The sequence below is a fragment of the Pseudoalteromonas sp. Z9A6 genome, assembly GCF_011378805.1.
GTDB lineage: Bacteria > Pseudomonadota > Gammaproteobacteria > Enterobacterales > Alteromonadaceae > Pseudoalteromonas > Pseudoalteromonas distincta.
Map to the genome: position 1 here is coordinate 1 of NZ_WTKZ01000021.1, position 19,309 is coordinate 19,309.

The following is a 19,309-nucleotide window of genomic DNA, read 5'->3' on the forward strand; positions in this document are numbered from 1 at the left end:
TATCAATAAAAAACAAATAAAAAAACGAGTAAATCTACAGGCTCGTTATAACCAAAGGAGCTGTAGTGGATGGAATCAAAAGTAAAGTTAACTGGTGGCACGTTATTCGTAATAGCGTTAATTGTTCTCTTTTTGGGGAATGCACGTTCCATAGAAATTGTAGAAAAACTAGATGAGATACAGTCTGATGTTTCTAGTTTAAAAAGTGAAGTTGCATCTTACAAGCAGCAAGTTGAAATATTGAAAAATGAAAACCTTAACTTAAAAGAACAGCTTAGAAGTGGTAATTAGTTATAACAAGCTGTTAAACAAGGACAATGCTCCTGACCCGTTTTAGTGGACACCTCCTCATCACTTTGAGGAAAATAATGATTAGGATGACACCTATCCTAATCATTAGGAAAAAAGCCAACAAAAACAGTATGAAGAGTGCACTATTATAAATAATGAATCACGCAAAAAGCTGAGCTATGTAGACAAAATGAAAGTAAAAATAGACAGCACAATCGGGCTACGATATCTGTTTATTAAAGAATGGCAAACGACTCGGCTGTATTAAACCGGCTTTCCTTTAAATAAAAAGCGGAATATTACAGTGAACAAAGGCATGAATAAACTGACCTTACGGGGGCAAGCGAAAGTCAATGCCTTTACTTTATTGTGTGGCAACTGTATTGCCTTGCTCATAATATAGAAAAGCTGCAAAACACGATGAATTAAGAAGGGTAAGCCCTCTTACTCTAAATAAAAGCCACTCAACCACCCTTAATCCCTTCCAAAACGCCAATTAAAACAATATCAAACACTTCTATATTCTGTGTAAAAAGACAGTAATCAATTGAACCAAAATAGGAACTCAGCTATGGTTTGCTTATCAATAAAAACAAATAGAAACGAGTTAATCTACAGGCTCGTTAGGTAATTAAATGAATACTGCCATCGATGAAGTCACAAATAATTACCAAGACTGGAGCTTAGACAAATTATCGTATGTTGATGGGTTACTAACACTGAACCTTAAAACTTATATAAAAGGCGATGATCCCGTAAGGTTTATGGTTGTGTTTACGAATACCGTTTTATTTGAAACTTATGATGAAAGTAGCCATTTTCATGACTATCATCAAAACCGTGATTCGGGCGTAATCGGCGTGTATTCTGATTCAAGCTTATTGGAGTATGCTCAAACTAAAACGAATACTTTCAGTTTAAACAACAATAAGCTGTTTCATTATTCAGTAATGACTACAAATGAAATCATCCATGTTTTAACAAATATTGAGCCTCAGGTGATAAACGTTACCTAACAAAACGCGCTGAGGTGGGCGACTAGTAAAATTTGGCTATTAATTGTGGGAAGCTGAAAATAGTAAGTAAGATTTTAAAAACTTTATAACAAGGAACGTATATGAATTTATCTGAAGGCAAAACTGTAATTGAGTTTGAAATATCAGAAACAGGCCACCAAATTGTTGAAGCTAAAATTAACGGTAAATTGTTACGTTTTATTTTAGATACTGGCGCTGGAACATCTGTTTTAGACAGGGGATGCCTAAGTGAGTTAGGCATTGAAGAGACACTAAATGTTGAGAATGCAGCAGGCTTAGGCACTTCGGATCACGCTATGGGAGATATAGAAGTTCATTCAATTGAGTTTGGAAATGCCTTGTTTGAAAGTCCTGACTTTGTGTCACTTAATCTTGACCATGTTCAGGTAGCGGGTGGTGAAAAGGGAGTACATGGCTTGTTAGGCTCTCCCTTTTTTACCAAATACCAAGCAGTTATCGATTTTTCAAAAAATAGATTAGAGCTTTTTAATAAAAAAAAATAAAATAACTAACCTAAACTTTGTTCTTTAGTCGGTTTTAGCTAACGCACCATGTTTATGGATTTTACTATGGCATGGTGCGACAGTTGTTATTGTTTACAATTTGTATTTTAAAGCTACTTTTCTAGTTCTTTTCTTATAATTTCAGCCCCTGCGCTCAAGGCATTTAGTTTACCTCTGGCTATATGGTGAGGCAGTGGAGCCATGCCGCAGTTTGTACACGGGTAGAGTTTGTCGGCATCTACGAATTGCAGTGCTTTACGTAGCGTATTAGCTACTTCTTCTGGCGTTTCGATAGTATGATTTGCTACATCAATTGCGCCTACCATTACTTTTTTACCGCGAATGAGTTCTAGTAAATCCATTGGTACATGCGAGTTATGGCACTCTAGTGAGATAATATCGATATTAGATTGCTGAAGCTTAGGGAATGCTTCTTCGTACTGTCGCCATTCAGATCCTAGTGTTTTTTTCCAATCTGTATTTGCTTTAATGCCGTAGCCATAGCAAATATGCACTGCGGTTTCGCATTTAAGCCCTTCAATTGCGCGCTCTAAACAGGCGATTCCCCAGTCGTTCACTTCATCAAAAAATACGTTAAACGCGGGCTCATCAAATTGGATGATATCAACGCCTGCGGCTTCTAATTCTTTTGCTTCTTGATTGAGAATTATGGCAAATTCCCACGCTAGTTTTTCGCGGCTTTTATAATGATCGTCGTAAAGCGTGTCAATCATTGTCATTGGGCCTGGCAATGCCCATTTTATTGATTGCTTGGTTTGCTTGCGTAAAAATTTAGCGTCTTCAACAAACACAGGCTTTTGACGGCTAACAGGGCCAACAACAGTGGGTACGCTTGCGTCGTATCGGTCACGAATTTTTACTGTTTTACGTTTTTCAAAGTCAACGCCATTTAGATGCTCTATAAATGTAGTTACAAAATGCTGCCTTGTTTGCTCACCATCGCTAACAATATCAATGCCTGCTTGTTGTTGGTCGAATAATGACAAGCGTAGGGCGTCGTGTTTTCCTTGGGTTAATTCATCACCTTGTAATTTCCAAGGTGACCAAAGTGTTTCTGGCTCTGCAAGCCATAAAGGCTTAGGTAAACTGCCAGCGGTAGATGTAGGTAGTAATTTTTTCATAATAAATAATGCCGTATATTTTAGTTAATTATTAAACGTATCGTTAAGCGCGTTATTACTGCTTGTTACTATTAGTTGTTATGACAGATAGCTAGTAGAGAATTGCTCAAGAACTCTTTGGTACGGCTTGATAAAATGCTCTTGCGCAAACTTGCCTTGCTCGTTTGCTAACTTGCCGCGCTCTTCTCGGTCATACACAATTTGCGTTAGTGAGTGGTCCAAGTTTTTTAAGTTTGGTTTATATGATTTACCCGCTGTTGCGTTGGCATTATAAATCTCTGGTCTGTAGATTTTTTGAAACGTTTCCATCGTACTAATGGTGCTTATAAGCTCAAGATTGCTGTAATCATTAAGTAAATCACCAAAGAAAAACAATGCTAAAGGCGCTGCACTATTTGGCGGCATAAAGTAACGTACCTGCAAGCCCATTTTTTTGAAGTATTGCTCAGTTAAAGACGATTCATTTGGTTCGTATTCAACGCCAAGTACCGGGTGTTGGTTTTCAGTGCGGTTGTAGGTTTTGTTATCTGACACACTTAGGCATATAACCGGTGGTTTTTTAAAGTTTTGTTTGTATGTATCCGAATTTACGAATGACTGAAATAGTTTGCCATGTAAAACCCCAAAGTCATCTGGAATGCTAAATTGAGACTTACCTTTATTATGCTCTTGTAGAAGTACGCTAAAATCGTAGTCGCGCACATACGATGAAAAGTTGTTTCCTACAATACCTTCAATGCGTTTATTTGTTTTATGATCAACAATATTTGTTTTTAATATTTCGATAGAGGGGAAGCTTTCGCCGCCATCTTCAATACCTATTTCAACAGAGACAATTTCAAGCTCAACAGCATAACGCTCACCTTTGGTATTATCCCAGTGGGCTAGGGCATTAAAACGGTTGTTAATCATGTTTAAGGCGTTACGTAAGTTTGCTTTGCGGTATTCACCTCTGGCTAAATTAGCAAAGTTGGTTGTGATACGCGTATTAGTTGATGGATGATAATTTTCGTCGAGTGAAACGCTCTTAATATTAAATGTAAAATCTTTTTTCATCGTGTTTATATCCAATTTTATAATTTAAACCTGATTGATGCTTTGCGCTTTACTAGCCTTACAACACAACTTACTAAGCTGGCTCAGCTGGTTTAGGTATTCAGCAGCTTTAAGTTGTTAGCAATAGTGTTTAGCGCTAAGGGATGAGTAATTTATACGTTGATTGGGATATGAAGAAAAACGGTTTAATTTCACATAAAACATGAGTCATATTCATTAATCATTATTGTTAGATTCGATTACGTAGCAATTGACGAAAAAAAGGCACAAATCAGTAAAAATAAAGGATGGATGTTTAGCCGTTTAGACTTCTTTAGTGGTGGTGTGCACTTTATTCATGTTGAACATGAGGAATATTCAAAGGGGTTTTTTATAGCTATAACAGTACATTAGTCAAATTTTTAGTAGGTTAAGTCGTTGCTTGTACTAAGAGTCATCACTGGGAAAGTTTTAATTCACTATAAAAGCAGATACTTCAGCTCATCTAACCTAAATGATAAACCGACTTTTTTGAGTACGTATAAATGCTTGTAAATTAATAAAAGCGTTATGAGCCATATTAGTAGCAATGGTAGTACGTTAACTAAGTTATACTCGTTTTTCATCACCTCACCTATTGAGTATTCGTGGATATCAAAGGCACTTGTATTGCATCAACTATTGATGAGCATGGCCCTGTTTATGTATATCAAACAAAAAAGAATCTTATTCTCAGCTTTGACGGAAAAATTTATCAAAGCTGTATTAAGTTAAATAATATTAATGGGTTAAGCTTAGCTTATACGCAAGCTATGATGGCTGCGATTTTTTTTATACCAAATTTAAAAACCGCGATGATAATGGGACTTGGGGCGGGCTCTATAGCAAAAAGTCTTTATCATGCGTTTCCTTCACTGACCATACATACCGTTGAATACCGTAAAGCCGTGGCTGATATGGCTATAAAATATTTTGAACTGCCTGTGTCAGAACGTTTGTTTATTCACATTGATGATGCGGCAAACTACATGAAAAAAACGCAGATAAAAACGGATGTTATTTTTTCTGATTTATATAGCTCAGAAGGGATGGAATCAGATCAGGTGCAATCATCCTACTTACGCGATTGTAAAAATGCGCTCACTTTTGATGGTGTTTTAGTACTTAATATTTGCCATACCAAAGTTGGGCAAAGAGAAGCGTTTGATCAACTACTTAAGAAAGAATTTGCAGGAAAGATTTTTAGTTTTATTATTGAAGGCGGGAATAAAATTGTTTTTGCTTTTAACAATAAAATGCCTGTACTTAGTGAGGATGAATTACTTGCTAAGGCTCACGCGTTACAAAAATTAATAAACGTACCAATGACGCGCTATGCCGAGCTTTTATTTAATTAAAAATGGTTAGTTTGATGTACTGTTAAATGACGCGTTTAAATCCATCCGTCTATCTGTTGTTCATTTAAAAGTGGTTAAACTAACCTTACTCTGAATAAAAATAATAAAGTACGTACCCGTACGGAAACACTCATACATGGATTACTGTAAAAATATAATCGCCAAATTTATAAGCGCGATGCAAAAGCGGCCTGGATTATTGGCTGTATTGGCGTTTTTGTCGGGCGTTGCCAGCTTTGCACTTGTAGATAGAAAAGAGTCTTTTTCGCAAGTTATTGCGATATTTTTACTTATTAGTTGGTTGTGGCTAATTATTGATAATTGGCTACGAGACAAAGTAGAAGAAAAATTTGGTGTGGCTGTATCTCCTAATGTAATGCGTTTTGCTCTACAAATGGTGCAACAAGAAAGTCTATTTTTTGCTTTGCCGTTTTTTTTAGCGGTTACGCAGTGGGACCATCCTCAAGCATTTTTTACCTCCCTCATTGTTTTGTGTGCGGTTATATCGGTAATCGACCCCTTCTATTATAAGAAGCTTGCTAAAAACCGTACGTTATTTAGTGTGTTTCATAACTTTGCTTTATTCGTTGTTTTACTTGTTACCTTACCTATTTTGTTAAACCTTACCACGAGCCAAAGTTTAGCTGCAGCCCTTGTAACGGCTGTAGTGGTTACTCTTCCGAGTTTAAACAATTTAATGCCTAATGCACGCTGGTGGCGCTTTCCTATTCTTGTATTGATTTTATGTGCTTTGAGCACTGCTGTGTGGCAGTTAAGAAGCTATGTGCCTCCTGCTGCGCTGCGATTAACCGATATTACGCTAGCTCATGAAGTTGATTTACAGCATAAAAAGCCAGTAGGGAGTATTAAACAGTTAGACTCTTATACACTGCATCATCAAGGTTTATATAGTTGGACCGCTGTTAAAGCACCAAGAGGCTTAAATGAAAAAATATTTCATGTGTGGCTTCATAATAAAAAGGAAGTTGATCGGATCACGTTAAATATAAACGGCGGGAGAGAGCTAGGTTACAGAGCATGGACCCACAAGGTAAATTTTCCTAGCGACTCTGTTGGTAAGTGGCAGGTAAAAGTAGTCACCGAATCAGGTCAGTTAATAGGTTTAACGAAATTTACTGTTACACCTTAATTAACTAAGCCGGCTGTATTTTAAACACATAGCTGATATAGTTTTTGTATTCCAAACTAATGGACATAGTTAATGAGTATTGCATTTGAGATTTTTATTTGGCTAATAGTTGATACTGGCTTGAGCTTTTTATTTTACTCGACCGGTTGGCTACTATTAAAAGTGGTTACGTTTGGGCTGTATAAAAGCGAGTTTAAAGACTTTGCATCTTATAAAGCGAGTAAAGCTAGAAGAGTCGACTTTACCTTCTTACTAGGTTTTGGTTTTTATGTTGCACTCATTGCCGTTATGGCTTATTTAAGTCATTAAATTTGCTAATAAATTAGGTTAAGAATAATCAGCCTATTGAGTTGTTGCTGCTTATGTTTGTCCCGTTACCGCACTTTTTACACTTCCTACTTATACTTTTCCTGTTTTTGCAATAGGGAGCGCCTCACCGTGAGTACTATAACTATCATTTTACTATTAAATTAAGTACCTGCTAGAGCATTGCTCGGTGCGTATATAGCTTTGGTTTGCTGGTTAAAACCCGAGCTAATTGCAACTTGTAGTTTATGGGTAATACTTAGTAAATACTTCAAATCTAATAAATAAAACAATATATATGCATCTATTTATTTCGCTAACACGTTTTATAACAATACTATGCGCCACTTTTTACCATTTATGATGGTTTTGGACTTAATAAATGACTCACTATTGAAAATATGTATTTGTTATTACGACTCTAGCGGTAGCAAATACAGCTTACGCACAAGCAAAAACACAAGAGCACTACCAAGAGCTTGAAGTGGGCGTAGGCGGAAATATTAAGCATACCCATACTGACGTAAATTATAAAAATAAAGAGTTTGATTTACATATTCATCCATTATGGGAGAGCCGATATGTTACCGAAGGTCGAGATAACCTTGCCGGTAATGGTATTGCATCAATTGCTACTGAGGTTAACTATAAAAACTTTGCGGTGATCCCTTGGGCGGCAAAAGGTATTAGTAGTGATTATTCAGAGCTTAATTTAAATGCTATTTATACCGCTCACTTATCTGAGCGGATAGAGATGTATGTAGGCTATAACTATATTAAAGCTCGCGAAGAAGGCATTGATGCTCACGATAATGAGCTAAGCCTCGACGTTGCGTATTTTTTTGCGGACGGTATTCAGTTATTAAGTAGTGTTTATTATTCATTTGATGCCAGCGGTACATTTTTGGAGATGGCAGTAAAAAAAGGTTTTTATATTAACGATTTACTATCAGTAGATATTCAATCAGGCGTGGGGGTTAATGCGGGGTATGTTAGTGATGGGCACAACGGAGTAAACAACGTTAAGTTTACTGCAAACTTGTCGTATCAGCTTTTTAATCAGTTAGCCCTATACACATATACAAGCTATAGCATTGCAGTTAATAAAGATGAAAAACGCTTTGCAGGTGACGAGGCACTTCGAAATATATTTTGGGGTGGTGTAGGGCTAAGTTATCAATACTAGGGCGCGCTTTTTCGATATTGTGTTTGTAGCAGTGCGTTTTACTTTAGGCAGTTCAGAGCCTACTGGGTAAAACTCTTGCTGCATGATTAAATCGATCTTAGGGTCAAATAGTAATACACGATAAAATATGTTTAACGGCGCGGTTGTTGCTAAATTTCAGTTTTAAATTTAATTATTATTGTGCTTTGAATCAATAAACAATGCGTATGTGTAATACACAATAACTAAAAAATGTTAGTGTTTAGCTATCGTTTAAAAAAGTTGAGAATTACATATGAAGTTTTTAGTATTTTTAGGCACAGTACGCGATAGCACTCCACCAAAACCAGCTCGCTTAGGCTTAAGGGTTTCTAGGGCTTGTATAGAATGCTTAACAGAGCATTTTGGCGATCATGAGTTTGAGCTAATTGATGCGTTGGATTTTCCTAGCGAAAACGTATTTAAACCACACTTTGCATACGCTAAAAGTAATGCACCTACAGAGCTCACTCTATTAGCTGATAAAATTAAAGCCGCAGATGGATATATAATGATTAGCCCTGAGTACAATCACAGCATGAGTCCAGCTCTCGCTGACTTACTTAATCATTTTGGTAGCTCACTATTTTCGTATAAACCAAGTGCAATAGTTACTTACTCAGCAGGACAGTGGGGTGGTGTAAGAGCGGCCATTAGTATGCGCACGTTTTTATCTGAACTTGGCTGTTTGCCGGTATCGGCTATGATCCACGTGCCAAAAGCGCAAGATGTGTTTAGTGAGGATGGCAAACTTGTTGCAGGAGAGAGTCAATCATCGTGGTTTAATTATTTCTCACGCACGTTTGGCCAACTAGTATGGTGGGCGCAGGCTGCTAAAGAGCATACCGAGGTGGTTGACCCACAAAGTTTGCTAAAAAGCTTTAAAACAGATCCCTCTCAGCGCAATGCGCCTTAATATCCGCTAACTAATTGCTTGGATTGATTATAGAAACACAGCTGCATATAGTGGTATCATTAACGCTACATATTTTTAATAATGCATAATACCAATTCGCAATAATAGTTAATCAATTTAAGGGATTAAATCGCTAACTGCATTAAAAGTTTCTGATATAGAACAACTCAATAACGAAATTTTTGCTGTGTTTTCCACACGATTTTCTTGTCTCAAAATAGATCACTGAATTATGCGAATTGGTGTAAGAAACAAGGAAATTGTGTCTTGAAATATCTAGCCTTACTGAGTGTGCTAACGCTTAGTGCATGTAGTTCTGTTCCCCATAAAATTGAAATGAGCCAAAGTACGGCAGCAAATATGAACCTTATCGCTTTAACTGAGCAAAGTGCACCTAAGGGTGTTGCTGGCACTTACCAGTTTCAAATTAAAGCGGCGGGAGCTCAGGGTAGTTGGTTGTATTTAAATACCGAAACTGATTATCGTGACAGGCGTTCTATTACGGTATCAATACAGCCCAATGTGGTAGCAGAGCTTCAAAGTAAATACGGACAACCAGCAGACACCTTTTTTATTTATAAAACAATAGAAGTAACAGGCGAAGCTAAACGAGTAACTATCGATTTTATGAGCCGTGGTAGAGCCACTAATAAATATTATTATCAAACGCACATAGCTGTGTCATCAATTAAGCAGCTTCGTTTTATTGAAAGTTAGCAAAGAGCAATGCACTGTATTTATATACAGTGCATTGTAAAAGCTTAATTTGAGCTTTAACGTTTACACTTAAATTTACTGCTATGGCGCTACTTTAGCGCTGTTTTATACCACGATTTCAAAACTCTTATTTAACCTATTGTAATCTCATTACATAAAACTAATAATTGGTTAGTTTTATAAATTTGAGTACCTGTATTGAAAGCCAAAGAAATCCGCAACTTTTATATCAACGAAGAGCAATCTGTTTATTTGCTTTCGCACCGCGATGCTAAAAAACACCGCCAGTGGCTTAATATTTGTATTAAGCAGCTAACACTGCTGGGCTACAAAAACGTTGAAATGATTGGCTCGGGTGCTTTTGGTTTTGTGTTTGCAGGTGATGACGATAACGGCTTACCTTGGGTATTTAAGTTTTCGCGTATTACACTTGCCCAAAGTGTACGTGACCGCCTAGAAGACGAAGCGTATATGCTTTCGCAAATTAATAACCCCTTAGTGCCTACTTTTTATGCATTTGAGCGAATTAAAAAACAAGGCATTTTAATGATGGCTCGCGCCATTGGAGAGGACCTTGAAAAAGTATCGCTTAAAACAGGGCGCTTTAGTGCCGCGCAAATAATGGCGCTAGCTGTTAGGTTACGTAATGTATTAATTGATTTACGTAGCCACAAAAATGGCGTTAGCCCACAACCTATAGTGCATGGCGATATAAAACCTTCAAACCTTGTTTGGGATGCAAACACTGATGCGCTTTCGTTAGTGGATTGGGGCAGCTCTGTGTATGCACAGCTCGATAGTGATGGGAATCCTGTTGCGAGTAACTTTATGGATTTAATGTCGGGCGATTTAAGCACAACGAATGCTCGTATGGGCGATGTGTACTTTATTGGTGAAGCGCAAATGTCGGGAGAGCAATCATCCCCACGATTTGACGAACAAGGTGTAGCCGCTACGTTATATGCGTTAGCGTCGGCGCAGTCGTGCCGCTTTGGTGCGCAAGCCATCCCTGCAAGCAGCTTAGGGCTCCCAAAAGAGCTGGCTAAGGTGATTGATGGCATGCTGTCAAAAAGTAAGGCCATACGTGATGGTGCTGGTGATTACTTTATGCGTAACATTACAACTATGGCCAAAATGTATTTACCTGAGCTTGATAAAAAACAAAGAAAAGCAGATATCCCTTTTTGGTATGGTAACGACGAGCAGCCCGACACGGTGGTATATAGTTCACGAAAACAGTTTTTACGCCAAGCCGATCATAACCAGCAATTACTAGATATAAACGACGCGCAACTTGACCGTTATTATAAAGAGTTTTTGTTTGATACAGGCGATACCGAAAAAGCATTTTTAGCATCAATAAGCCGATTAGCTAAGTACCCTGTAGTAGGTGGGCTTAGTTTTCATTGGAAGGATGAGTCAATGTTTGTTGAATCATCTTTAATAATGCATGACGAATCATTGGGTGATGCGTTTAGTGATGCGATTAATAACACAGTGATGCTTGCGCAAGCGATTAATCAAAAAGGGTTATTTAAGTGTTGTTTGTTTGACGCCCGTAAAACCATTCAACTAGAGCGAGATGGCACCGGTGCATTTAAGTTTGATAGCCTACCAGAGCTTGAATACGAAGTTGTAAGCATGAAAGCAAACGACATAACCCGCCCGCATTCATACTTTGAAGACGGTAAAGACCCTGATGAGCAACTACAGCTACCAAAAAAAGTTATTAAGTGCGTATTTGAGCTTAACCAAATTCATCATACGGGGTGTATTATTTTTGAAGCACTGCCTGACAGAATGAAGATTCACCATTACTACCGCTTACTCGATTCGAGCAAAGAGGTTGAGTTTAAACGTTTGCTAAATAAGCTTATGCAATACGCAGTAAATATTACGGACGTGGGTGTTGCGGGCTTTATGAAGTTACCATATAAAAACACCCGTGAGTTTAGTTTATGTGAGCAGCAACAAGAGCATTATTTTCCTAAAAATCCCAAGCTTGTATCTTTATAGAAAGAACCCTTCACTAAAGAGTGTTAAATAACAAGACAAAGATAAAAAAGAGCACAAATTGGTTTAACTTGTACTCTTTACTACTTAATTATTTAGGTAAGTATTACTAATTATTAAACACCTTACTAAAGGGCGACGTTGGTGATAGCTCAAATTGATGAGTTAGCTTTTGCGTTTTATTAGTCGCTGTAATTTGATAATGCTGCTTGTGCTCATTGTTACTAAATAGCTTAACGTTAAAGTTAACTTTGGTTAGTTTACTTGGCAAAGAGTAGCGCCCAGTAATGGTTACTTGGTCTATATTGTCGCTTTTATGTTTATGCGACGCTTCTGGGTTTAGTAAAAGTCCATCAATAGTAAATTTATACTGATGATCCGCTAAATAAACGTTCTTTTTAACTCGCTTAGTTATTAGTTTTTTATGAGCGTTAAACTCAATTATTGACACTTTGCCATCCTTGTTTTCATCAACCCCTTTAAAAGCCGAAATAGGGATTGAAAGCACAATAAACACGTTATTATCAACAAAATTCAGCGTACCGTGCTCTGCAACCATTAAATGCGCGTTTGCTAATGTTGATGTACTCAATAAGCCCAATGTGGTCACACTTAACAGATAATTTTTCATATAAGGCATAACTTACTCCTAATTAAACTTCGCCTTTAACGCAGCGTTGAAAAAACGGGTAAGTGTCTGTTGCGTAGTAGTGGTATATCCCATCAGGAAACTCAGGTGTTACGCCAACGCGGCCATTACATTCATCTAAATCACCAGAGCCTGCTACGTACTCCCAATCTTGTGCAAATGTACCTAATGGGTATATATCGGTAGAAGGGCGGTTTGCGCTTACAGATGTTATGTGTTGGTAGCTACCGGTCATTAAGGTTAGCGCTGAAGTTGCATCATTTGAGTCTAAATAGCCGTAACGTGCATAAATGGGAAAGCCGTCTGCTGCCCAGCCTATTAGAGTCATAGTGGAGCTATTGCCACCTCGCAGTGTTACAAAGCCTTCAGGCATACCATGATAATGATATGTGCCATCGGGTTGAACGTGTGCATTGTTGTCGTCTGTTCCAAAACTAAACGTGTCTTGGCTTAAGGCTTCTATGTTCCAATTACCACTGTTGTCGCCTAAATCGCAATCGGTGCCTGAATCATCGCAACTTCCGCCTGTGCCTGCGTCTATTTTAATGCCGTTAAGTACAACGCCTATCATTCCACGAGGGGCACCAAGCATGGTTGCTTGTGTTGTTTCTACAGGCTCAAGTGTGTAGCTTTCATTTACTGATTGTTCAGAAATAGTATTTGGGTTATCGGCACTAGGGAATGTACCTACTTCGTGATCAGGTATGCCATTAGCGACTAAGTCGCGTGTAGTTCCTGTGCATGACCAATCTGCAGCGCTGGTGGCTTGTACTGATTCTGACTCGTTATATTCACTGTAGCTATATTCACAAAGCACGCCTTGGGTTGAGCTACTCGTACCTGTACCGTTATCTGAGGTGGTTGGTGATGAATCTGTAGTTGTTGAGGTATCAACTATGCCTTCTCCACCTCCACAAGCAACTAACGATGAAACAACTAGAGCCAAGGTGCTTAGCTTTATAGCATTTACCCGATTTGAGTTTTTAATATTAACTGCGTGTAGTTTCATTGCTGCATACCTGATCAATTAAGTTACTCAAACAATAATCAGCAATTTTGCAAATAGTGTGTAAACAATGATGACAAATTAGCAATGATGTAAATAGGCGAAGTATTAAAGCTAAGTTGAGATTTAACTTTATTGGATTGTGTTTTATTTTAAAATTTCAAAAGTTAAACTAATGCAAAAATAGCTAATATAAAAGGTTACCTTAATGGCTAAAACAAAACCTGTAGTGATGTTACAAAGTCACGGTATTTACTCTAAGTGGGACAGCGAAAGTAAAGCATTGCCACAAATAGAGCAATTTACAACAAATGTAATAGCTGAGGTAGATGTTGAGTTTGGCTTAATCGTAAATATTAAAAAGGGTAAAGGCGAAAAGCTTCACTATTGTATATACCATCCAGATATTCCAGACAGTGAAGGTGATGTAATGGACCCCTTTGAAGGCGATGTATACGTTAAAAACAGTGATTGGAACTTTTATTTAGGCGACACGCTTTGGTTACCAATAGAGAATAAGTTGGGTGATTGGCGTATGACGATTGAGCTAAATGGAAAAATTATTGCTGATAAAACTTTTAAGGTGGCATTAGAGGTAGAGCGTACTGAAACAGATTTTTGGAAAAACCGAGGGTATTGATTTCTATTTGTTAGCTATACGGCGTGGATGTAATAAAAATTAATAAAAGAGACTTGTAGAGCCATTTAAAATAGCTCTACAAAATTAAATTAGCGTGTTTAGTTACCCCAAGGGTTACTAGAATTAGAGCGTTGTTTACGATCGCGAGCACGTTGCTTTGATGCTTTTTTTTCCATAATACGTTTTGCATCACTAAAACTTAACTCACATGGCTCACCAGGTTTATGATCAGCTGGGATCACGCGATCGCGTGGCGGTAATTCGTATTGCACATCATCAGGCTTAGGTAAGTTTTTAAGACGATAAAGGTAAAAGTTATCTACTTTTTCTTGTGCCCATTGTGTTTTACGTAAAAATTTAACCGCTGACTTTATATCAGGATTGTTTTTAAAGCAGTTAAGTTGTAAATAAGCGTGTAGGAGCTCCCACCCGTATTGTTCAACCAGCTCTTCAACCACTTGTTCTAATTTAACGCCTTGCAGTGGATTATTACTGAAAAGTTCTTGGTTGCTCATAGGTGTTGCCTCGTTATTAAAATACAAATTGCATTATAAATTTAATAACGAGGCTTTAACAGTGTAAATAGCTTAACTTTTACAATTAACTACAACACGACCGCGAATTTTGCCTTGCATAAGTCGCTCTGCGTTATCAATGGCGTGTTCTAGTGAAATTTCAGTCGAAATTTTATCTAAGTAATCAGCGCTAACTAATTTTGCTAAACGATCCCACGCTTCAATTCTGTCGGCTTTAGGGCGCATTACGCTATCAATGCCTATTAGTGACACACCACGTAATATAAATGGGGCAACTGAGGCAGGTAAATCCATGCCTTGGGCAAGTCCGCAGGCGGTTACTACACCCCCATACTTTAATGATGCACAAATATTGGCAAGTGTATGGCTACCTACAGAATCTATTGCCGCTGCAAAGCGCTCTTTTTGAAAAGGCTTACCAGGATTTGAAAGCTCGTTTCTGTCAATTACCTGTTTAGCACCTAACTCTTTTAAATATTCACTTTGATCTAATCGACCAGTAGCTGCTGTTACGTTGTAGCCAAGCTGGTTTAATAAATAAATAGCAAAGCTGCCTACGCCACCATTGGCACCTGTTACCAGTATTTCGCCAGATTCAGGAGTTATTCCTTGTTTTTCAAGTGCTATAACACTTAGCATAGCGGTATAACCGGCTGTACCTATTTGCATTGCTTGTTTTGGTGAAATACCTGTAGGCAAGGGGATTAACCAATCGCTATTAAGTGCTGCTTTTTGAGCAAGCCCGCCCCAATGTTTTTCGCCTACACCAAAGCCATTTAATATTACGTTATCGCCATTTTTAAATTCATCGCTGGTGGAATTTGTAACCGTACCCACTAAATCGATACCTGGCACCATAGGAAAACTGCGTACAACGGGGCCTTTACCCGTAATTGCTAAACCATCTTTATAGTTAAGTGTGCTGTATAGCACGTCGATAGACACGTTTTCGTTTGGTAAATCACTGCTTTCTATAGTCGATAATGAGGCGCTGTAGTTATTATCTTCTTTATTAATAACAATGGCTTTAATTGGGTTACTCATGGGATATCCTTTTAGACCGATCGTCTTTTAATTGGTGAATAAAAACGCATTAGGTTAGTAATGCGCGTAAAAACATTTCTGTATATAAAGTAAGTGGGGTATTTGATTTTGTGAGCTTTGCGCGCATAACCGCACCTTCCCACCCAATCCAAAAGTACTCACTCATCAATTTTGTATTTACATGGCTTGCAATTGTGCCTTGTTGCTTAGCTTGGTTTAAGCAAACTTCTACATGGTTTTGCCAAGCGGTATAGCTTTGCATTAACCTGGTTTTAAACTCATCACTTAAATGGTTAAGCTCTTGATTTAAGTTACCGACTAAACACCCACGTTTGTAATCGTATTTTTTCATTCCTTTAATTGCGCTTTGGGTAAAATTAACGATTCGCTCAAGTGGGGGAACATCTTCTTGTTGCAGGTAATGGGTAAGCTTGGCAATAAAATAACTGTCGTATGCATCAACTAGAGCAATGCCGTAGGCTTCTTTACTTTTAAAGTAATGATAAAAAGAGCCTTTAGGCACAGCCGCTTTTTTTAAAATAGTATCGAGCCCCGTGGCGCTAAAACCAAACTCTGTTAATGTTTCTAGGCCCGTGCGAATAAGTAACGCTTTGGTATCGGCGTTCTCTCTGGCTATTTTAGGTGGGCGACCACGGCGTATTGGTGTTGATGTATTTTTGTTCATGTACGTATATTAGACCGATCGACTTTAAATAATCAAGCATAAATTAAAATTGTTTAAAAATACTTCAAGTTAGGGGCGGGCTACTAATTTAAGATTAATGAAATAAAAGTGTCACGATTACATTTTTGTTTGGAACTTAGTCTATATTAGTCGGTCACAATTAAAGCACATAAGTGCTTTTTAGCGATTATTGAGTCGCATTTTATTCAGCATAAAACCGGTCAAATTGAATGTTGTATGACCACTTACTTTTTTAAATGTTAATTCATTTTTGCATCAGCAGCTTAGTTAAAGTCAAACAATTTAATTGCTTTTATGATTTGAATTTTACATTTTTATTAACTATTCATTAAATGTAGATTTCACTAATGCTACACAATATATAAATAAAAAGGTGAGGATATTACCGATGAAGAGACAGAAAAGAGATCGTTTAGAAAGAGCTCATTCTCAAGGTTTTAAAGCAGGTTTAGCAGGTCGCTCAAAAGAGCTATGCCCTTATCAACAAGTAGATCCCAAATCAGAGTGGTTAGGAGGTTGGCGTGAAGCGATTGAAAACCGCAACATGTACAAAACCTAAAATCAATAATCGAATTTAAGCAAAAAGGCCTCCACGTTGGAGGCCTTTTTGTACGCATTTAAAAATTAAAACGCGCTAGTGTCTTGGAACAAGCCCACTTTTAAATCTTTTGCTTCGTAAATTACTCGGCCATCTACTTCTACAGTGCCATCTGCAACGCCCATGAACAATTTACGTTTAATTACGCGTTTCATTACAAGGCGGTAAGTTACTTTTTTATTAGTTGGTAAAATTTGGCCAGTAAATTTAACTTCACCCACACCTAGCGCACGGCCAAGACCTGGGCCACCAGACCAACCTAAGTAAAAACCAACTAGTTGCCACATAGCATCTAAGCCTAAACAACCTGGCATTACTGGGTCGCCTTTAAAATGACAATCGAAAAACCACAGGCTAGGGTCAATATCAAGCTCAGCAACAATTTCGCCTTTACCATGAATTCCGCCATCAGCAGTAATAGAGGTAATGCGGTCCATCATTAACATGTTGTCACTTGGTAAGCGGCAGTTGCCTTCACCAAACATTTCACCTTGACCACACAGGATCAACTCTTCTTTTGTATAGCTATTTTTAGGTTCCATAACACTTATCTTCGCTTAGAAATTGCCAAGTACTTTAGCGTACACTTGTACGCTAAACAACTCGGAGCAGTTAAAAAATCAAAATATTGCATATTAAATCATCAATCAATCAACGCGATTGGTTTTTGCACTATAAAACCGCGCAATTACAATCAGAAATCATTATAATTAACGCTGTCTTATAACCAGTCTAAAGGAAGTTTATGATCCTTTTTGTTAACTCACTAACTGTGATTGATTTTTCTTACTTATGTAACAAACGCGGCGCCGTTGGCGAGAGCTGGATTGTTGATTTAACTTTGCACGGTAAACTTAACGAAGAGTCTATGGTTTTAGATTTTGGTTTAGTTAAAAAGCAAATTAAAGGCATTATAGATGAGTGCATTGATCACCGTTTAGCAATTCCTACAGGGCTTAATGGCACTGTATCTGAATTTGACGAGCATAAAACACTCGACTGTACATTTGGTGAAAACAACCACTTAGCTATGAGTGCCCCTCATCAAGCTTATTGCATGATTAACGCAGACGAAGTAACGGTTGAATCGGTTACCGAATTTTTAATTGCGACTATTTTACCGAAGCTACCAGATAACATTGAAAAAATAGAGCTGTCTCTTAAGCCTGAACACAGCCAAAGTTTTTATTATCATTATAGCCATGGCCTTAAAAAACATGACGGTAATTGCCAGCGTATTATTCATGGGCATCGTTCTCAAATTGGTATTAGCCTAGATGGTATCTCTATGCCGCGCTTGCAAAAAGAATGGTCTCAAAAGTGGGAAGATATTTACTTAGCCACCAGTGAAGATCAAATTAATGCAGCTGATTTAAAACACATACCAGCCAAAGCGGGTGACGTATGTTTTGCTTATACATCGGCACAAGGCTATTTTGAAATGGCTATTAGCGAGTCTCGTTGCGACATTTTGCCAGTAGATACCACTGTAGAATGTATTGCTGAACATGTAGCAGGCCAAATTAAAGCTCAATACCCAGAAAAAGCAGTGAAAGTAACCGCTTATGAAGGTGTTGGAAAAGGATCGATTAGTTATGTTTAAAACACTTTTAGCAACAGCGCTTGTTGCATCTGCTAGCTTTAGTGCTATGGCGCTTGAGTTAAAAGGGCATTTAACACAAGGCGGTTTAGTTACTGGAAAGCTAGAAAACGCTAAATCAGTAAGTTTAGATAGCAAAAGCTTAAAACTTTCACCAAAGGGTGATTTTGTGTTTGGTTTTGGTCGTGACGCTGATACTACTCATACTTTAAAATGGGTAGATAACAATGGTGAATCGCATTCACAATCAATAGCTATCACTAAGCGCGAATATAAAATTGATAAAATTACCGGCGTAGCTAAAAAATATGTATCTCCGGCAAAAGAAGTTAGTGCGCGTATAAGCCGCGAAGCCATTGCGGTACGAAAAGCCAGAGAAGTAGACTCTGATTTATTGTACTTTTTAGACCCTGTGTTAAAGCCTGCAGAAGGGCGCATATCGGGTGTTTATGGTAGCCAGCGTTATTTTAATGGCGAGCCTCGTCGTCCGCACTTTGGCTTAGACATTGCCAATAAAACGGGCTCTCCTGTTTACGCGCCTATTAGTGGTACCGTGGTATTTGCTGAACCTGATTTATATTACTCTGGCGGTACATTAATTATTGATCATGGCCATGGTATTACCTCAACTTACATTCACTTAAGTAAGCTTGATGTAAAAGTAGGTGATAAAATTGAGCAAGGTAACAAAGTAGCTGAAATTGGTGCAACAGGGCGTGTAACGGGTCCTCACCTAGATTGGCGTTTTAACTGGAAAGGCGAACGCCTTGATCCTGCATTACTAATGCAAGATACATTAGCAAACAAAAAGTAGAGATT

22 protein-coding genes are annotated in these 19,309 nt (G+C 38.0%); 14 read left to right on the forward strand and 8 right to left on the reverse strand.

Annotation, left to right across the window (positions count from 1 at the left end; translation table 11 throughout):
* The first annotated feature begins 69 nt into the window (after positions 1 to 69).
* The 3 genes from GQR53_RS09800 (at position 70) to GQR53_RS09810 (ending at position 1,831) form a co-directional block, all read left to right on the forward strand.
* Entirely contained in the window at positions 70 to 291 is a 222-nt protein-coding gene (locus GQR53_RS09800) for a hypothetical protein (protein WP_002961860.1), read from the forward strand.
* Between the two features lie 635 nt (positions 292 to 926).
* Positions 927 to 1,307, forward strand: coding sequence for a hypothetical protein (locus GQR53_RS09805; RefSeq protein ID WP_024593617.1), 381 nt, complete (start codon positions 927 to 929; stop codon positions 1,305 to 1,307).
* A gap of 101 nt (positions 1,308 to 1,408) precedes the next feature.
* The gene (locus tag GQR53_RS09810) at positions 1,409 to 1,831 is read left to right on the forward strand and encodes a retropepsin-like aspartic protease (protein ID WP_024604412.1); all 423 of its coding nucleotides are present in this window, start codon (positions 1,409 to 1,411) and stop codon (positions 1,829 to 1,831) included.
* A 113-nt stretch (positions 1,832 to 1,944) separates the two neighbouring features.
* Here GQR53_RS09810 and GQR53_RS09815 read toward each other — a convergent pair whose 3' ends face one another.
* Both GQR53_RS09815 and GQR53_RS09820 read right to left on the reverse strand, forming a co-directional pair.
* A complete protein-coding gene (locus GQR53_RS09815; RefSeq protein WP_024604411.1) occupies positions 1,945 to 2,973 on the reverse strand; it encodes a methionine synthase in 1,029 nt (342 codons plus the stop codon).
* 78 nt (positions 2,974 to 3,051) lie between these two features.
* Entirely contained in the window at positions 3,052 to 4,029 is a 978-nt protein-coding gene (locus tag GQR53_RS09820; protein ID WP_002960920.1) for a DUF1852 domain-containing protein, read from the reverse strand.
* A gap of 626 nt (positions 4,030 to 4,655) precedes the next feature.
* Between GQR53_RS09820 and GQR53_RS09825 the strand changes: the two genes are divergently transcribed.
* The 7 genes from GQR53_RS09825 (at position 4,656) to GQR53_RS09855 (ending at position 11,714) form a co-directional block, all read left to right on the forward strand.
* Positions 4,656 to 5,405, forward strand: a complete 750-nt coding sequence (locus GQR53_RS09825; protein ID WP_165743823.1) for an ATP-binding protein — start codon at positions 4,656 to 4,658, stop codon at positions 5,403 to 5,405.
* A gap of 136 nt (positions 5,406 to 5,541) precedes the next feature.
* Positions 5,542 to 6,555 (forward strand): DUF5924 family protein, encoded by a 1,014-nt coding sequence (locus GQR53_RS09830; protein WP_138489039.1) that lies wholly within the window; start codon positions 5,542 to 5,544, stop codon positions 6,553 to 6,555.
* A 72-nt stretch (positions 6,556 to 6,627) separates the two neighbouring features.
* Positions 6,628 to 6,864: a hypothetical protein gene (locus tag GQR53_RS09835; RefSeq protein WP_165743824.1), complete on the forward strand. Its 237-nt coding sequence runs from the start codon at positions 6,628 to 6,630 to the stop codon at positions 6,862 to 6,864.
* Between the two features lie 481 nt (positions 6,865 to 7,345).
* A complete protein-coding gene (locus tag GQR53_RS09840) occupies positions 7,346 to 8,047 on the forward strand; it encodes a hypothetical protein (protein WP_231619904.1) in 702 nt (233 codons plus the stop codon).
* A 274-nt stretch (positions 8,048 to 8,321) separates the two neighbouring features.
* Positions 8,322 to 8,981, forward strand: a complete 660-nt coding sequence (locus GQR53_RS09845; RefSeq protein ID WP_165743825.1) for an NAD(P)H-dependent oxidoreductase — start codon at positions 8,322 to 8,324, stop codon at positions 8,979 to 8,981.
* A 267-nt stretch (positions 8,982 to 9,248) separates the two neighbouring features.
* Positions 9,249 to 9,698, forward strand: a complete 450-nt coding sequence (locus tag GQR53_RS09850; protein ID WP_165743826.1) for a hypothetical protein — start codon at positions 9,249 to 9,251, stop codon at positions 9,696 to 9,698.
* Positions 9,699 to 9,896: 198 nt separating this feature from the next.
* Positions 9,897 to 11,714 carry a serine/threonine protein kinase gene (locus GQR53_RS09855; protein ID WP_154903144.1) on the forward strand — a complete coding sequence of 606 codons (1,818 nt, stop codon included), beginning with the start codon at positions 9,897 to 9,899 and terminating at the stop codon, positions 11,712 to 11,714.
* A gap of 106 nt (positions 11,715 to 11,820) precedes the next feature.
* Here GQR53_RS09855 and GQR53_RS09860 read toward each other — a convergent pair whose 3' ends face one another.
* Positions 11,821 to 12,351, reverse strand: coding sequence for a hypothetical protein (locus tag GQR53_RS09860; protein WP_165743827.1), 531 nt, complete (start codon positions 12,349 to 12,351; stop codon positions 11,821 to 11,823).
* A 13-nt stretch (positions 12,352 to 12,364) separates the two neighbouring features.
* Positions 12,365 to 13,369, reverse strand: a complete 1,005-nt coding sequence (locus GQR53_RS09865) for a YHYH protein (protein WP_165743828.1) — start codon at positions 13,367 to 13,369, stop codon at positions 12,365 to 12,367.
* Between the two features lie 205 nt (positions 13,370 to 13,574).
* On the opposite strand from GQR53_RS09865, the gene GQR53_RS09870 reads away from it, so the two are divergent.
* Positions 13,575 to 14,006: a DUF3859 domain-containing protein gene (locus tag GQR53_RS09870; protein WP_165743829.1), complete on the forward strand. Its 432-nt coding sequence runs from the start codon at positions 13,575 to 13,577 to the stop codon at positions 14,004 to 14,006.
* Positions 14,007 to 14,104: 98 nt separating this feature from the next.
* On the opposite strand, the gene GQR53_RS09875 is transcribed toward GQR53_RS09870, so the two are convergent.
* From GQR53_RS09875 to GQR53_RS09885, 3 genes are all read right to left on the reverse strand, one after another.
* Positions 14,105 to 14,521: a VF530 family protein gene (locus GQR53_RS09875; protein WP_149592379.1), complete on the reverse strand. Its 417-nt coding sequence runs from the start codon at positions 14,519 to 14,521 to the stop codon at positions 14,105 to 14,107.
* A 72-nt stretch (positions 14,522 to 14,593) separates the two neighbouring features.
* Positions 14,594 to 15,586, reverse strand: a complete 993-nt coding sequence (locus GQR53_RS09880) for an MDR family oxidoreductase (protein ID WP_165743830.1) — start codon at positions 15,584 to 15,586, stop codon at positions 14,594 to 14,596.
* A 49-nt stretch (positions 15,587 to 15,635) separates the two neighbouring features.
* On the reverse strand, positions 15,636 to 16,271 hold the full coding sequence (locus GQR53_RS09885; RefSeq protein WP_007582758.1) for a TetR/AcrR family transcriptional regulator: 636 nt from the start codon (positions 16,269 to 16,271) through the stop codon (positions 15,636 to 15,638).
* A gap of 409 nt (positions 16,272 to 16,680) precedes the next feature.
* On the opposite strand from GQR53_RS09885, the gene rmf reads away from it, so the two are divergent.
* Entirely contained in the window at positions 16,681 to 16,851 is a 171-nt protein-coding gene (rmf, locus tag GQR53_RS09890) for a ribosome modulation factor (protein WP_002960897.1), read from the forward strand.
* 65 nt (positions 16,852 to 16,916) lie between these two features.
* On the opposite strand, the gene fabA is transcribed toward rmf, so the two are convergent.
* A complete protein-coding gene (fabA, locus tag GQR53_RS09895) occupies positions 16,917 to 17,432 on the reverse strand; it encodes a bifunctional 3-hydroxydecanoyl-ACP dehydratase/trans-2-decenoyl-ACP isomerase (protein WP_002960896.1) in 516 nt (171 codons plus the stop codon).
* Between the two features lie 203 nt (positions 17,433 to 17,635).
* Between fabA and GQR53_RS09900 the strand changes: the two genes are divergently transcribed.
* Both GQR53_RS09900 and GQR53_RS09905 read left to right on the forward strand, forming a co-directional pair.
* Entirely contained in the window at positions 17,636 to 18,493 is an 858-nt protein-coding gene (locus GQR53_RS09900; protein WP_002960893.1) for a 6-carboxytetrahydropterin synthase, read from the forward strand.
* Positions 18,486 to 19,304: a M23 family metallopeptidase gene (locus GQR53_RS09905; RefSeq protein ID WP_165743831.1), complete on the forward strand. Its 819-nt coding sequence runs from the start codon at positions 18,486 to 18,488 to the stop codon at positions 19,302 to 19,304. Before GQR53_RS09900 ends, GQR53_RS09905 begins: the two co-directional genes overlap by 8 nt.
* Positions 19,305 to 19,309 lie beyond the last annotated feature (5 nt).